The sequence below is a fragment of the Achromobacter spanius genome, from assembly GCF_003994415.1.
GTDB classification, from domain to species: domain Bacteria; phylum Pseudomonadota; class Gammaproteobacteria; order Burkholderiales; family Burkholderiaceae_B; genus Achromobacter; species Achromobacter spanius_C.
The window spans coordinates 526,203-540,113 of the sequence record NZ_CP034689.1 but is presented as its reverse complement, the minus strand read 5'-3'; the positions used below and the strand labels follow the sequence as shown (position 1 = coordinate 540,113).

Below are 13,911 nucleotides of genomic sequence, written 5' to 3'. Positions count from 1 at the left end.
ATGCGTCTAAGCAATGAAAGCTCCTCCAACAATGGCAACACTTAAGCGCCCGTGTTGTAGATCTCGTCTATCCGTGCTTGCTCTTCGGGGGTGACAGAGTCGCGTTCTTGCTTGACCTGCTCTCGCGTTTTTTCGGTCTTTACCATCCAGCCCGGTTTAGCAGCATTCAGGTTGGTAAAGAACCACTCCTTTTTGTCGGCCTTCGCGGCAATCAACTCCGCGCGAACCTGCTCTGAGGTTTTACCCTTCGGGCTATCACCAACGTGAACTTCGTAGCCGATTTCGGTGTTGGTACGATGGAATGTCTCCGCTTGAGCGGAAGTCCCGATGGTGGCAAGTGCGAGTGCGATGGCAGCGCCAGAGAGAATTGCTTTCATATCGAACATCCTTAGTTGGTTAAATCATCGCGTAGGCTTGCGACTGAATTAATAATGTAAGGATTGAGGCTCGACAATTTGCAGTCATTAAAATTACAAATTCGTAATCTTCAATTTTTTTGATTTTTCGTATTTAGAATTCTGACCAGGGAGGTTGTTCGTGCCGCCAGCATCATATCTTTTTTACGACTTACGGTGAACTAACTACTGGAATAAATTTCTTCCAATCCTCTTGGACATCCCTGCTCGATTGCGCGCCGCAAGCGCCCCAAAATCGAGCGCCGTCGCTTGACTTAAAAAAGCGTCTTATATTCAAGGCAATGGTTCAAATATGAAAATCAAGTCGACCTGGAAAATTCCATCAATTTCGGCGGAAATGTACTTTGCTTTAGCGTGTGGAGCTCTGCTGGGAATCGGTACCGCGATCGAACGTTGGTGGACGACGGTTCCCGGCGTCGTTCCCTTAGCCATGTACATCATTGCGTATGTGTTCGGCGGAACGTTCACAGTACGCGACGCCATCAAGAATTTGAAAGAGCGGCGTTTAGAGATTGATAGTTTGATGTTGATAGCTGCCGCGGGCGCTGCGGCGCTGGGCGCTTGGGCCGAAGGTGCTCTCCTTCTCTTCCTATTCAGCATCGGGCATGCGCTAGAGCATTTCGCAATGGGCCGGGCGAAACGCGCGATTGAGGCTTTAGGCGAACTAGCGCCAAAAACAGCGTCGGTCCGACGCCACGGAGTGATCGTTGAGGTCGCGATAGAGGAACTCGCTGTAGGTGACGAGGTACTTGTCAAGCCTAATTCGCGGCTTCCCGCAGACGGCTTTGTCATAGGCGGAACGTCAAGCGTCGATCAAGCACCGGTAACAGGCGAGAGCATTCCCGTCGACAAATCTCCCGTGTCCGACGTAGCCCTCGCGCGCAGTCGTCCCACACTCATCGAAGCACGGTCTCAAGTATTTGCAGGAACGATAAATGGGGCAGGTCTGTTGGAGGTTGAGGTCACCCGTAAGGCCAGTGACTCCACTCTCGCACGAGTCATCGCAATGGTCGCGCAGGCTGAAGTTAGAAAATCCCCCACACAGAGATTCACAGACCGATTCGAACGGATCTTTGTGCCTTCAGTGTTGTTCCTTGCATTTATCCTACTGTTCGCATGGGTCGTTGTTGATGAGCCATTTCGAGACAGCTTCTATAGAGCGATGGCTGTACTGGTTGCCGCCAGCCCATGCGCTCTTGCAATCGCGACGCCTAGCGCGGTCTTATCGGGGATTGCTCGTGCTGCGCGTGGCGGTGTCTTAATAAAAGGAGGAGCCCCGCTAGAAGAACTGGGTAGCCTGAATGCCCTTGCCTTCGACAAGACTGGAACGCTAACCGAAGGCCGGCCTCGCGTAACCGACGTCTTGGCCCTCCCTGGCGTCTCCGAACAAGAATTGGTTGCGATTGCAGTCGCAGTAGAGTCGCTGAGCGATCATCCGCTGGCCGCAGCAATTGTCCGCGACGGCAGGAAAATGCTCGGACTTTACCCAATCCCAGAGGCTAACCAAGTCGAGAATCTCGTTGGACGAGGTATCACGGCCAACGTGGGCGAACAGCAAGTCTGGATCGGTAAGGTCGAAATGTTTGGCACGCCTGGTATCCCTGAATTAGGTAGTCAAGCGATTGCTTGGGCCAACGAACTACGTGAAGATGGCCGAACCACGATGGTCGTAAAACTTGGAGATCGCGATCTCGGCGCCATAGGCCTAATGGATACTCCACGACAGGGAGCTCGTGAAACTATCGAAGAGTTGCGACGGCTCGGTATTTCGCACATGGTGATGATATCTGGCGATCATGTGAAGGTGGCCAAAGCCATCGCCACCGAGGTCGGCATTGAGGACGCTCGGGGTGACTTGATGCCAGAGGACAAGGTGACAGTCATTCGCGAGCTCAAGGAAAAGTCTCGAATCGCAATGGTTGGTGATGGCGTCAACGACGCACCTGCGATGGCGAACGCGACTGTGGGTATCGCCATGGGCGCTGCCGGATCTGATGTTGCGCTCGAAACTGCGGACGTTGCCTTGATGGCTGACGATCTACGCCACCTGCCCTTTGTCGTCGGCCTGAGCCGCCAAACACGAGGGATCATCCGACAGAATCTTTACGTGAGTCTGGGCATCGTTGCAGTCTTAGTACCCGCGACGATCATGGGACTCAGTATGGGAGCTGCGGTCGCCGTTCACGAGGGCTCAACCCTGCTCGTGGTATTCAATGCATTGCGATTGCTGGCGTACCGAAACGCATGACGTATCGATATGCCTGGACGTCGCATCAATTTCCATTGCAATGAGTCACCCGTGGGGAGTAACTAGTCACGGGGTGGGAGTATACGGTCACGTCGAGTCACGAGCCGTCGCTCCACGGGCATATCGGGTCACAAACGGGCATTTGTGGGGCTGAGCGCGCTCGGCCATGGCTCGACTGTCGTCTTGTATACGGATGCTGGCCGCGGACACGTCGTATTTTCGGCTTGGAGCGGTGCTTCCTCGATCTCGTTGTAAGACAATAGAATACGTCTCGCCGCCAAGAAAACTCAAAAAAATCAAAGAGATGAACCCACCCGGAGGGTGCGTCCTGTGTGGTGGCTTTAAGGGACCCGCCGCCGCCCTGGTGGCGGGGGACTTAAGGGCACCTGTGAGCGTCCGGGGGACGCTCACGAAGTCCGCAGGACGGCCCCGCCGGCGCAGCCGGTGGGAAAGGCCGCCCCATACCAAATCCGGTGGCACATCCAAAGCAAAAGGCCGCCCTAGGGCGGCCTTTTGCTTTGGCGGATGGGTTAGGTCAGTGCGCTGCTGCCGTTGAGGCCAAGGGCCGAACAGGCGGCTGCTCGTGCTGTAGTGCCTGCCACAAGTCATAGTTGGCCTGCATTGCGACCCAAGCCTGGGCAGTACTGGCCCCAGCATGCTCCAAGCGGACTGCAAGATCCGGGCTGATGCCAGCCTTGCCATTGAGCACCCGAGAAAGCGCCACACGCGACATGGCCAGCCGGTCAGCAGCCTCGGTCACCGATAGCCCCAGGGGGGCAATTACATCCTCCCGGAGAATCTCGCCGGGATGCGGAGGGTTGTGCATCATGATTGGCTCCTAGTGGTAGTCCTGATAATCGACCAGTTCAGCACCGGCCTCGGTAAAGCGAAAGGTCACGCGCCAGTTGCCGTTGACCCAGACTGACCAATGTTCGGCCAGACCGCCCTTAAGCGAATGCAGCTTGTAGCCCGGGATATTCATATCCTGCGGTCCCTTCGCCACATCAAGCAGGGCCAGGATGCGGCTCAGCTTGCTAGCGTGTGCTGCCTGAATTCCTCGGGTTGAACCGGAGCGGTAGAAGGTCTCAAGACCTTTGTGGCGAAATCCGATGATCATGCGCTATTGTATCCCGTAACGATACACGATGCAATAGGGCCGCACGCGTTATCGGCGTGCAGCCCGGTCCATACAGATGCCCTACGCTTCGGCTTCCGCCTCCTGAGATGTCGGCTCGGGGGTAGCCACCAAAGGCTTCCCGCGCATCAGTTCCGGCACCCAACCCCTGCCGTCCAGCAGTTGCTCGGCGGCCGCTGCAGCCTGTGCCTTCTTCATCGCCAACAGCGGCTTGGCCTGCTCCGCATCGACCGCGTCCGTAACGACCTCCGCGATCCGGTCCTTGGACACATGCGCGAGATAGGACTGCGCTGTGGGCCGCCACCATTTGCTCATGTCCAAACCAACGACTTCGCCAAGGCGGTCCAGGTGCCGGGGTTCCGCACCATAGGAATGACTTTGGCGGCGATAAATCGAAACGCTGGTCAGCACGGCCAGCAACTCGATTAGATCCGGCTGCGGCTTCTCCAACAGCCAGGGCAGCACCGCCGAGTCGTCCTCCGGCACATGCTTCGTGACGGCTGCAATCTGCTCGTGAACCTGCGCCCAGGCAGGGCTGCCCTTGATGTCCGCATCCGTGTTCGCCAGCTCGTGATGTGCAGGCCGCAAAGAAAAGTCGAATGTATCTCCGGCGCTACTGCGGCGACTCCCGTCGAAGTCGCCCAGCATCTGCTCGATCAGCAGGCAGAGCGCCAGATTCGGACGGGCGATGATTTCGGCCTGAAGCGCAATCACGCGCTGTGCCTGGAGGCGGTTCGTCAGAGCTTCAGAATGCACGGGCCGGGTCTTGACGGGCGGTAGGTCCACTCCCGCAACCGTCTCACCCTCCCCTGTCTTATCGCGCACGATCTGCGCCACTGCCTCGCGCTCGTCGTGCCGAATCAGGCCACGGGTGACGGTCAAATCCCCTTTGTGGTCCAGGTGCAAGATCGCGCCGCCCAGGGTTTTCAGGTCCACCGGGTAGTCGTACAGTTCGTCGCGGACCACGCGAATTTGTCCCTGGTAGCCCCGGATCAACTCACGCACCTTGCCCAGGTCCGCCTCGTCGTAGCCCTCGACTTCTTGCAGTGCCGCCAACTTGTCCCGAGCGGCTTCGATCTGCTTTTCCAGCCCGTCGATCTGCTTCGCCTGGGCTTTGTTCGGCTCCTGGTGGACGCGCTGAATCTCGCCAAATGATTTTTTGTCGGCGTACTCGAACGACACTCGGCACTCCACCCACATCCAGCCTTCCGCCTGCGCCGCCTTGAACAGCTTGGACCGCTGCATCTTGGCTACCGCCATGCTGCGCACTTTCTCCGGGTCGGCCAAATAGGCGTCGTTCTCAAAGAGGTCGCGGCGAACCTCCCCGCCTGCCTTCTCGTAGGCGGCAACAGTCACATACCGCGCCGCAGGCGAATCGCCCCGCATTTCGGATTCGGCCAGCAATTGGCGGATGTGTTCATCTCGGTTCCAGTACTGGCCCGCCGATGCCTTCCAGGCAGCCTCCTGGCGGGCCTGGTCCGACACCGAGGCCAGCGCCTGCATCTCTTCCATCTTGACCTTGCCGTCTCGGAACAACTGCATGAGCGCGGGCGATACACTCCCCAGCGCCAGCAGCTTCTTTACAGCCGATTCCGACGCGCCATGTGCGGCAGCGATGGCCGCGACCGTCCAGTTCTCGGCGCGCAGGCGTGCATATCCCGCATACACGTCTGCCGGGTGCATCGCCTTGCGCCCGATGTTTTCGATCAAGCTCGCGTGATGGGCATACTCAGCCGGAATCACAAGGCAGGGGACGGGGTAGTCTGTGGGAAAAGCACCGTCTTCGATCAGCAGGCCGAGGGCGGTCCAGCGCCGCCCGCCCGCGCACACCTCATAGGAGCCGTCCGGCGTGGCGACGACAACGAGGTTTTGCAGCAGCACGCCCATGGCCTGGATCGTGGCTTTCAGTTCCAGGATTTCCGGGTCCTGTTTGCGGTCCTGTGAGCTACGGGCTTGATACGCTTCGCTGAGACGCAGTTGCGAATGCGGGATATCCATGCGCGTTGCGGCTGCGTGGATGGCGGCGAGTTCGTGGGAATCGAGTTTCATCAGAATGCTCCAGGTCGATATCGAGGTCAGTGCAGTTGGGTCGGGACTTCGGGCGCGTCGAGCGCGGCGATGAGGGCGGTAAGCTGGCGCATGGTCATCGCGGGAATACGAAAGCCCAGGCCCAGCACGTGGGCACGGCGCATGTCATTTGCCAATCTGATAAAGTCGTGGTTCATCACGGTTCTCCTTTTGACGGGTGGGTCGAGGTGCAAGCCCCTATCGGTTGCCGCCGATTAGGGGCTTTTCGTTTAATAGCCAAGCCATTCCAGCAGCACGCGGCCGCGATACAGCGGATGATTGCCGCAGTCGGCAAAGAACTCTTGAGCGTTCAATTGATGCCTACCGATTTCTTCCATGACCTGGATGCGCGTCAACACGGCTTCGTCCGCCGATCCCCTATCGCGCAGGCCCTCGGCCGAAACCGTTCCGAGATCAAACAGATCCGCGAGTAGTTCGATCATGTCAGGCCTGTGGCCTTGCCATGCGACCAACTCATTTTCGATGGCGACGGCCAAGACCGGCGCGGAGTCATAGCCTTTTGCCGAGAGCGCTTGAGCAAAGTGGGCAGCGCTGCATTCGCAGAATTCGATGCCGCGTTCGGCAAGATCATTTTTGGAAAGCTCGCACTGCGCGCAGGCAAGGTGTGTGTACAGAACGACGTCGCAAGACATGGTGGATCCCCTTTCAACCGTGATGGGGGCAAGGGTTGCCGGAACCATCGTTGCAACCCGAGCATGCGGCCATGGCTACGGACTCTTCTGCGTCGTTCCAGCCGTCTACCCATGCGCTTGCCAGTTCGGCGACATCCGCCAGCAGCGGCGGTACATCTTCAGCGTCACGGCCCCTGCTGAAGTCTTCCCGGCCTTGAACGTGAGCCAGCATTTGCGAGTGGCCAAGATCCATGAAGCGGCTTTCATCATCGAACATTCCGTTGGCCTGAGCGCGGGCCACGCGGGCGTCAAGGCCGCGAAGGAATACAACGACGGGCTTCGGCGTTGCAGTTTTCTGAGCATTGTTTGCCATGGCTATTTCCTCTACATCCAAGAGTGTTTTGAAGTGCTGACCGGGCCTGAAGATCGTTAGCCCGATCGTGAACGGCTGGAATCGCTGGACTTTGTCTTCGCGGTGTTTGCCGCCAGTCCTGTTAGTCGCCGAGCCCGTGCCGATCTGGATCATGGAGAGAGGAGCGGAAAGGGGCAGGAACGGAAGCCGCAGCCTTGCGCGCAGCGCAAGGACCGGGTGAGTACCTGGCGAAGCGAACCCCTTGCAGGGACGAACGCAGTGATACAGTCGGCGTTTCTAGGGCCCGGGGACTGACAGGGTGCCAGGCCTGCGTGAGATAGCCAGAGAGGCGCAGGCGTGCCGCGCGGCGAGCGCCCCAAGCCCGCAGGGCTCAAATTCGGCCGTAGGCCGCGGGCAAGCGGCAGCGCGCAGCGCCGCTAGGCGCGGAGGTGTGATCCGACCATAGGTAGGGAAGGATGGAAGCCCCAAAGGGGCATGGCTGGCTGGGTTGGCCAAGCTTGACGCGGAGGGAGACAGCCCGCCCGCAGCACCGCTGGTGGGGCGCGGTATGAATAGGTACGGGAACTTGGACTTAGCTGACGTGCTCGCCCATGCAAGGGATTCCATATATGGATGGCTCGTACAGCCACACAGAAAATGCTTGGATTCCTAGTTCAATCTCTTTCCTTTCGAAGCCTCGTTCAGCAACCTTTTGAGTATTCGCATCCTGAAGGCGCTAAATCGCCTCAGCCTCGTAATTAGGGCCTATCTCAACGCCATAGAATCCGCAGCCCCCCGCCCCGAGGCATCGCGACGCCAGTCGCGCTGGGCAACGGGAAAGCTTCAGCACGAAGAGCGGGGGCTTACAGAAAATCCTTATGAACGGCTCCACTGCGCTCGGCCGCTACACTCGACCGGCTTGATGGACCCGTAACGATTGTCGACGCCATACATGAAACTAGCCTGTTGTAATATATAGAAAACTATTCTGGGATACAGAGAAGTGGCTACGCTTGAAGATATCGAAAAATGTTTGGGACAAGAAGCAGCAAAGTACGCCACCAACAAAAACACTGGTGGAAATAACGGAAGCAAGGGCACTCGTTATGAAGACTTCTACTTGACCTATAAGCTTGTTGAAGTGGCTTCGGCAATTGCGTGTCTCCGTCGCCACGACAATCCGCACATCAGGGGCCAAGCTTTAGGGTTCGTCGATGATGTACGCATAGAAGAAGACGGCGCCACGGAGTATTTTCAGCTGAAGAATAAGGCTTCGGTAAGTTGGACCGCGGGCGAGCATCCAATTCAGACTGATTTCTCGATGCAGCATCAACTGTCCACTCACCTCCAAGAAAGGGCGCCCCGCACCACCCTGGTTGTAAGCTCCAGCGACCTAAAAGTGTCACTGGACGCTTCAATCCCAAAAGTCATCGAAGCGCACACTAGCGTTTGCCATTTCCCCTGGACAGTCACCGCGAATCGGCTGGTCCTAGAGGATCCACAGTTGCAGGCGTGGCTGAAGGAGCTGGCTCATAACCCAGATGCCACCAAAGAGGCTCTATGCGGTGCATTCGGAGCGCTGATGATGGCCTGCATCAACAGGCCAGAAGGCGCGCACGTAGAAGAACTTTTGAGCGACGCCTCCCTCTTCTATCCTGGCACCGTACGGCTGTTCCCTACTGAGAAGGATTGGCAAGACCAACTTCGGGTTGATTTCACAAAGATTCTTGCTACAATCCGCGGCTTGGCTTACAGTGCCGATAGAGGTTTTTTTCGCTGGCAAGCGTTTGGGACCTCTGGTATCTTCGGTTCGAGTGTTATGAGCGAAGAGTTCGTCAAATTTCAGGACACCGTCGTTCGCACCGCCCCGAAAACATTCGAAGATTTCGAAGGGGTTCTACCATGAGCAGAACTTTTACATCCTTCGCAGAGCAAGACCCTGCCGTGAAGACGCTCGTAAATGAGCTTCCTCGGTTGGTGGACGACGTCCCCACCTATCGGCAGCATATGCTCGAAATCGGCCGACATTTAGCTGAGAGCCTTTTCCCTAAGTTGTTGGCAGCAAATCCTAAAGATATCTGCGTTATTTGCACCGTTGAAGATGCGGACTTCTTGGCAAGGGGCCTAATCGAGAAGCTGGAAGCTCACCATCTCGGTGATCAGACCCACTTGATCTGCATGTGGAATGCTCGCGCCAAGGTCCAAGGCGTATCAATTTCGCCAGTGTTGCGCTCTTATGAAGAGTCGTTTGATAAAGATAATGCGGTATTCATTATCGTCAAGTCGATTATCTCGGGCGCTTGTGTGGTGAAGACTAATTTGACAAAAGCTATTTCGGATAACAACCCGAAGCGGATCTTTATCGCCTCTCCCGTGATGCTGAAGGGGGCAGAGTTGCGACTTCAGGCTGAGTTCCCGGCCGACGTGGCAGGAAAGTTCGAATTCGTTAGTTACGCTACCGACTCCGAGAAGAGCGCAGACGGGGAGGAAGTGATTCCCGGCGTTGGCGGATCGGTCTACGAACGCCTTGGGTTCCAAGGCGAAAAGGATAAGAACCGCTACGTTCCCGAGATCGTGCGCGAACGCCGCCGAAAGGCATATCCCGAAATGTACGCTGTTTAAATAATGGCCCCGGCACACCGGGGCCATTATTTTTGGTGCTCGTGCCATGCGCGATGAACTTGGCCGCACGGAGAATAGGCTAGCCCGACATCAACACAATGCTATCTACCCTATGGCCTCGCTGCTAGCCGGTTGGGCAGTCTCGTCGGCGTCACGGCTGCGGCTGAAGTCTTCGCGGTTTTTGCCGCCAGTCCAGTGAGTCGCCAAGCCCGCGCCGACCTAGATCACAAAGAGAGTTCGGAGACCGGCAGGAACGAAGGCCGCATCCTTGCTCCCAGCACAAGGACCGGGCGCACCTCGCGAAGCGAACCCGGAGGGACGAACGCAGTGATACAGTCGGCGTTTCTAGGGCGCGGGGGACTGACAGGGCACCAGGCTTCCGTGAGATAGCCAGAGAGATGCAGGCGTGCCGCGCGGCGAGCGCCTCAAAGCCCGCAGGGTTCAATTAAGCCGCAGGCCGTTGGCAAGCGATAGCGCGCAGCGCCGTCATGCGCGGAGGCGTGAGCCGACCAACGGGAGGGAAGGATGGAAGCCCCACAGGGGCAAGACTGGCGGGGTTGGCCAGGCTTGACGCGCAGCGCGAGAGCCCGACCCGCAGGCGCAAGCCGGAGGGGCACGCCTAACGGGGATTCGTGATCAGAACCTCAGTGCTGAGATTCGGACGCCGGCGGCATCGAGACATTCAGCAGATCCAAAGCCTTATTTGCCCTATCCCGTGCGTCGCCGATGATTTCGTTCTGCCGAACGATATACTTGTACAGAGCTTTGGGGCTATTTTCGGCTTCGACCAAACCTCGCTCGTTGATGATCTCGGTGCACATCTCAACGCACTCGTCGCAGATCGTGAGCGCCTTCTTGCCGGCAGGATTGTCCCGCGCTATCAGCTTGTGGACTTCGTTCTGAAATTTGTCGCAAAACGAGCAATGCAGCAGGGCAGGCTGCCCTTTTTTCCGCGGGTTCTTTTTATTGTTTTCGTCCATTGAGCGCAGGGTCCGCGTCAACGCGTCGCTAGGTCAGAGTAGGTGCGAAATCTAGCACAGGCCTCGGCAGGCCGGATGCGTATTTTTCCTAGTTGCATCCCAATTTCGCGCCACCCTCGGCATGTTGTTGGTGTCTGATTGCTGAGGTGAGAAAGCCAGGCCGGCAGGCCTGGCTATGCCGTTCAGCCGTTTCGGTGATGGTCCACCATGCCGGCCAAGTACGCCGCCTGCAATGCCCTCCAAAGATCCCACACCGGAATTTCGCGATAGTCCTTGGAGCGGATCCTCTGGAGTTCCAGACATTCAATGTCCAAGATTTCCAGGGCGATGTTTTCGATGGCCAGTTCCGCGGCCTCGGATAGTTGCGGCTTTGCCATCCGTTACTCCCTATCCAGTTCGACCAGCACCTGGCTGGCCAGCTCGTTGAGGTTGACTTCCAACTGGACGATGGCCTGCACCTCGTCCGGCGGCAAGGATTCGAGGAATCGCGCCATGCGTCGTTCGGTTTCCCGTGCCGCAAGCACCGGCCAGGCGCCGTATGCGGCGATCGCGGATAGACCGGCCCGATTGTTGCGGCCGTAGCCTTGCAGGTATGCGGTTAACCCATTCTTCAGTTCGTTTTCATCGCGGCTCATGCTGCGATCCTTTCCTGGTTGGCCAGTGCGAGACGCTGCACTGCGGCCTCGTGGTACTTCGGGTCCATTTCGATTCCGTAGAAGCGCCGTCCGGTTTGGCGGGCGGCCACGCACGTGGAACCGGAGCCGGCGAACGGGTCTAGAACAATGTCGCGCGGGCGGCTAAAGGTCTCGATCAACGGCGTCAGGCATTCAACCGGCTTCTGGGTCGGATGGTGGCGGTTCCCGGTGTACTTCCAGGGCAGCACATCGGGCAACGGCGTCGCCGGCAGCGCGGGCTGGCCCTTGGCCAGCAAGTATGCGGACTCGTGCTGGTACGCCAAGAATCGCGCGTTCGATTGATATTGCTTGGCGAACACGATATGGCCTACTACACGAAAGCCTGCCGCGCGCCAGGCGGCAAAGAACCGATCAACGCGATTCCACCCGTAGAACGAAATGCAGAACGCATCATCGCGAAGCACGCGGAACATCTGCGCAAACGCCGGCGTCATCCATTCGTCGGTGCGGTCGTTGGCAATACTCCGGCCGGAGCGGTCCACGTAATTGACGAGATACGGCGGATCGGTCAACACCAGGTCAACACAGCGATCCGGCAAGGTGGGAAGAACGGACAGGCAATCGCCCAGGACAACACGACTCATGGTTGGCTCCTTGCGTGCAGCAATGTCAGCCGATCTGCATTGCACTGCACGGGGCAGGCGGGCGCAGCCCACGAATGCGCGGTCAAGGGACGTGGAATAAATAGCGAACGCAGTGAGCGGTTTATGCCGCGAAAGCCCTTGAAGTTGGGGCCGCGGCTATAAAGCCGCGCGCAGCGGCCCTAGCGTCCGTGCGGGAGGGGGATGCGACTGTATGCTCCGTGCAGTGCTTGTGGCTCTGCATGGTCCAAAGTTGGCGCGTCGCCAGCGCGCCAGGCCCCGATGAGGGGCCATCGCGGTGAGCCTAGAAGAGCAACATTTGGCCAGCGGCAGCGGCCTGACGTGCTGCCTTCGGCATTGCGTACAGCGACTCGTTGATTTGGGACTTGTGCGCCTCAACTGCGGGCTGTCCCTCGTGCGCCTGGCCAGCGTCCGACGGTGCCTCCACTAGATTGCGCATCGCATCCAGTGCCTCACGTTGACGCAGCCGCGCACTCCAGCCGCCCAGCACGTGCGCCGGAGTAAACCAATGCTCCCATTCCTCGAGCGACAGCGCGTTGCCGTGAATGACGATCGCCGGCACATGCAGCAAGGCCAGCTGCAAGTACGTCATATGTACGCAGCGGTGGTCGATATCGATCGCAGTCACGTGCATGGCTTCCTGATAGTTGATCTCTGCGTCGGACATCGCATGCGCCGCAGCAATGATCATCCCGCCGGCGCCACTCGTCGGCTCCGATACCCGGACGAACCGACGATCGGCAACCTGCTTGGCCAGTGCTTCGCGATCACCCATGACGATCCCACCTATCGCTCGAGACACTTCGTAAGGCGTAAAGAACTGACCGGTCCCAGAGTTGCCCATATCCAGCATCATGAAGGTGCTGCCCAGCACGTCGCCGAAATCGCCTACGGCGACCCTCATATCCCAGCACTGGACCAAATGCGCGAACGCTTCAGCCAGCTGGTGCACCTCGTCCTTTTTGTAGTGGGAAATGATCTCCATGTAGCGCTTCTCGCGCTTTTCGAACTGGGCTTTGTCGACGGCATTGGCCATCGCCAGCGCGCCCATCTCGACCCAGTCCGACCAGGTACGGTCAATGCCGTGCGAACGAGACAATTCCTGAATGATCTTGACGATGACCTTTTGGTGCTCGTCGGCCGAATTGAGGAATTTGCGCTGTTGTGCTTTGCTGCTTTTGGCCATGTGGTTTCTCCGGTTGCCAGGGCGGGAATGCCCGGAACCTAAAGTCACGGCGCAGCGCAGCGCTCAAGTGTCGAAGACGGCCAGCGGCCGCAAGCTGCGCCGGCGCAGCGCCGCACTTGAACGCGAGAACGCCGTGGCACACTGACGGGGAATGCAGACCCGCCACCCCCTGTGGCTTTTACTGGTCTACCTTCGAAGGGCTACCCTCCCCCCCGCCAGCGCTGCTTAGTAGGGGCATCGCGGCATGCCAGCGCCGACGCAGCAAAAGAAAAATGCCCGCCATAGGCGGGCAGTACATTTCTCAATTGATGGCAGCGAAGATGGCGCTTGCCTCGGCATGTTCGCCAGCGAAGTCGCGCAACGCGTGGTACTTCTCGATCAGGTCGTCGACCTGATACTGGCTGCACAGTTCGCTCAGCGCGTACAACGTCGCCACGATGCCGGCGGCATCAGAGGACATATTGCGGTCGCACCAGTTCATGGGCCACTCGATGCGCAGCTTGTCGTAGCCAGCCGGCGCCATGTAGAAGCCGCTGGGAATCTCGTAGTAGTGCCAGTATCCGCCGCGGTAGTCCTGGGCCAAGCGATCGAGCCAGTTGTAGACCGAAATTTCGCCGCGCAGCATCAGGCGGGTGCCGAAGTGTTTGGGCAAGAAGGCCAGACGCTCGTGATCGGGGACCAGGCGGGCTTCAGCGCTGGTGGCTTGCGTCATGTCGTGCTCCTTAGAAGTGGGGCCCGGCCGGGTGGCGGGACGGGAGCACTGGCGCCCTGCGGAACAAGCGCCGCAGGCAAGGGGACGTGGAATATAAAGCGAGCACAGCGAGCGGCTATATGCCGCTACAGGGACTTCCTGGTCGTTGCAAGAGCCATAGAAAAGTTGCCATCAAAGCGTTAATTAAGAACCGTACGGGAACGAACACACGCATACGTGAACGCAGCGCCGATTCGAAGATGACGAACGAACATGGTGCAGACT

General features: G+C 58.3%; 16 protein-coding genes. 3 read left to right on the top strand and 13 right to left on the bottom strand.

Annotated features, from left to right (window positions below; genetic code table 11):
- Nucleotides 1–41 precede the first annotated feature (41 nt).
- Nucleotides 42–377, bottom strand: a complete 336-nt coding sequence (locus ELS24_RS02390; RefSeq protein WP_164741203.1) for a DUF4148 domain-containing protein — start codon at nucleotides 375–377, stop codon at nucleotides 42–44.
- A 331-nt stretch (nucleotides 378–708) separates the two neighbouring features.
- Here ELS24_RS02390 and ELS24_RS02385 point away from each other — a divergent pair, with 331 nt between their 5' ends.
- Nucleotides 709–2,664, top strand: a complete 1,956-nt coding sequence (locus ELS24_RS02385; RefSeq protein ID WP_127183298.1) for a heavy metal translocating P-type ATPase — start codon at nucleotides 709–711, stop codon at nucleotides 2,662–2,664.
- 535 nt (nucleotides 2,665–3,199) lie between these two features.
- On the opposite strand, the gene ELS24_RS02380 is transcribed toward ELS24_RS02385, so the two are convergent.
- The 6 genes from ELS24_RS02380 to ELS24_RS02360 form a co-directional block, all read right to left on the bottom strand.
- Nucleotides 3,200–3,490 carry a HigA family addiction module antitoxin gene (locus tag ELS24_RS02380; protein ID WP_198158204.1) on the bottom strand — a complete coding sequence of 97 codons (291 nt, stop codon included), beginning with the start codon at nucleotides 3,488–3,490 and terminating at the stop codon, nucleotides 3,200–3,202.
- A gap of 12 nt (nucleotides 3,491–3,502) precedes the next feature.
- Nucleotides 3,503–3,781: a type II toxin-antitoxin system RelE/ParE family toxin gene (locus ELS24_RS02375; protein ID WP_127183297.1), complete on the bottom strand. Its 279-nt coding sequence runs from the start codon at nucleotides 3,779–3,781 to the stop codon at nucleotides 3,503–3,505.
- An 81-nt stretch (nucleotides 3,782–3,862) separates the two neighbouring features.
- Nucleotides 3,863–5,848, bottom strand: a complete 1,986-nt coding sequence (locus ELS24_RS02370; RefSeq protein WP_127183296.1) for a ParB/RepB/Spo0J family partition protein — start codon at nucleotides 5,846–5,848, stop codon at nucleotides 3,863–3,865.
- 26 nt (nucleotides 5,849–5,874) lie between these two features.
- Nucleotides 5,875–6,024 (bottom strand): hypothetical protein, encoded by a 150-nt coding sequence (locus ELS24_RS30765; protein WP_164741202.1) that lies wholly within the window; start codon nucleotides 6,022–6,024, stop codon nucleotides 5,875–5,877.
- A gap of 72 nt (nucleotides 6,025–6,096) precedes the next feature.
- Entirely contained in the window at nucleotides 6,097–6,567 is a 471-nt protein-coding gene (locus ELS24_RS02365; protein WP_164741201.1) for a hypothetical protein, read from the bottom strand.
- Nucleotides 6,533–7,024: a hypothetical protein gene (locus ELS24_RS02360; protein WP_127183294.1), complete on the bottom strand. Its 492-nt coding sequence runs from the start codon at nucleotides 7,022–7,024 to the stop codon at nucleotides 6,533–6,535. The genes ELS24_RS02365 and ELS24_RS02360 overlap by 35 nt, the downstream gene beginning before the upstream one ends.
- An 829-nt stretch (nucleotides 7,025–7,853) precedes the next feature.
- Here ELS24_RS02360 and ELS24_RS02355 point away from each other — a divergent pair.
- Both ELS24_RS02355 and ELS24_RS02350 read left to right on the top strand, forming a co-directional pair.
- The gene (locus tag ELS24_RS02355) at nucleotides 7,854–8,756 is read left to right on the top strand and encodes a hypothetical protein (RefSeq protein ID WP_127183293.1); all 903 of its coding nucleotides are present in this window, start codon (nucleotides 7,854–7,856) and stop codon (nucleotides 8,754–8,756) included.
- Nucleotides 8,753–9,472, top strand: a complete 720-nt coding sequence (locus ELS24_RS02350) for a hypothetical protein (protein ID WP_127183292.1) — start codon at nucleotides 8,753–8,755, stop codon at nucleotides 9,470–9,472. The genes ELS24_RS02355 and ELS24_RS02350 overlap by 4 nt, the downstream gene beginning before the upstream one ends.
- Before the next feature lie 644 nt (nucleotides 9,473–10,116).
- Here the strand turns inward: ELS24_RS02350 and ELS24_RS02345 are convergent.
- The 6 genes from ELS24_RS02345 to ELS24_RS02320 form a co-directional block, all read right to left on the bottom strand.
- Nucleotides 10,117–10,452 (bottom strand): ClpX C4-type zinc finger protein, encoded by a 336-nt coding sequence (locus tag ELS24_RS02345; RefSeq protein ID WP_127183291.1) that lies wholly within the window; start codon nucleotides 10,450–10,452, stop codon nucleotides 10,117–10,119.
- A gap of 182 nt (nucleotides 10,453–10,634) precedes the next feature.
- The gene (locus tag ELS24_RS02340; protein ID WP_127183290.1) at nucleotides 10,635–10,829 is read right to left on the bottom strand and encodes a DUF6900 domain-containing protein; all 195 of its coding nucleotides are present in this window, start codon (nucleotides 10,827–10,829) and stop codon (nucleotides 10,635–10,637) included.
- A 3-nt stretch (nucleotides 10,830–10,832) separates the two neighbouring features.
- Nucleotides 10,833–11,087 (bottom strand): hypothetical protein, encoded by a 255-nt coding sequence (locus ELS24_RS02335; RefSeq protein WP_127183289.1) that lies wholly within the window; start codon nucleotides 11,085–11,087, stop codon nucleotides 10,833–10,835.
- Nucleotides 11,084–11,731 (bottom strand): DNA methyltransferase, encoded by a 648-nt coding sequence (locus tag ELS24_RS02330; RefSeq protein WP_127183288.1) that lies wholly within the window; start codon nucleotides 11,729–11,731, stop codon nucleotides 11,084–11,086. Before ELS24_RS02330 ends, ELS24_RS02335 begins: the two co-directional genes overlap by 4 nt.
- Nucleotides 11,732–12,032: 301 nt before the next feature.
- Nucleotides 12,033–12,935, bottom strand: coding sequence for an N-6 DNA methylase (locus ELS24_RS02325; protein WP_127183287.1), 903 nt, complete (start codon nucleotides 12,933–12,935; stop codon nucleotides 12,033–12,035).
- Nucleotides 12,936–13,236: 301 nt separating this feature from the next.
- Complete coding sequence (locus ELS24_RS02320; protein ID WP_127183286.1) at nucleotides 13,237–13,647, bottom strand: antirestriction protein; 411 nt, start codon at nucleotides 13,645–13,647, stop codon at nucleotides 13,237–13,239.
- Between the last annotated feature and the right edge of the window lie 264 nt (nucleotides 13,648–13,911).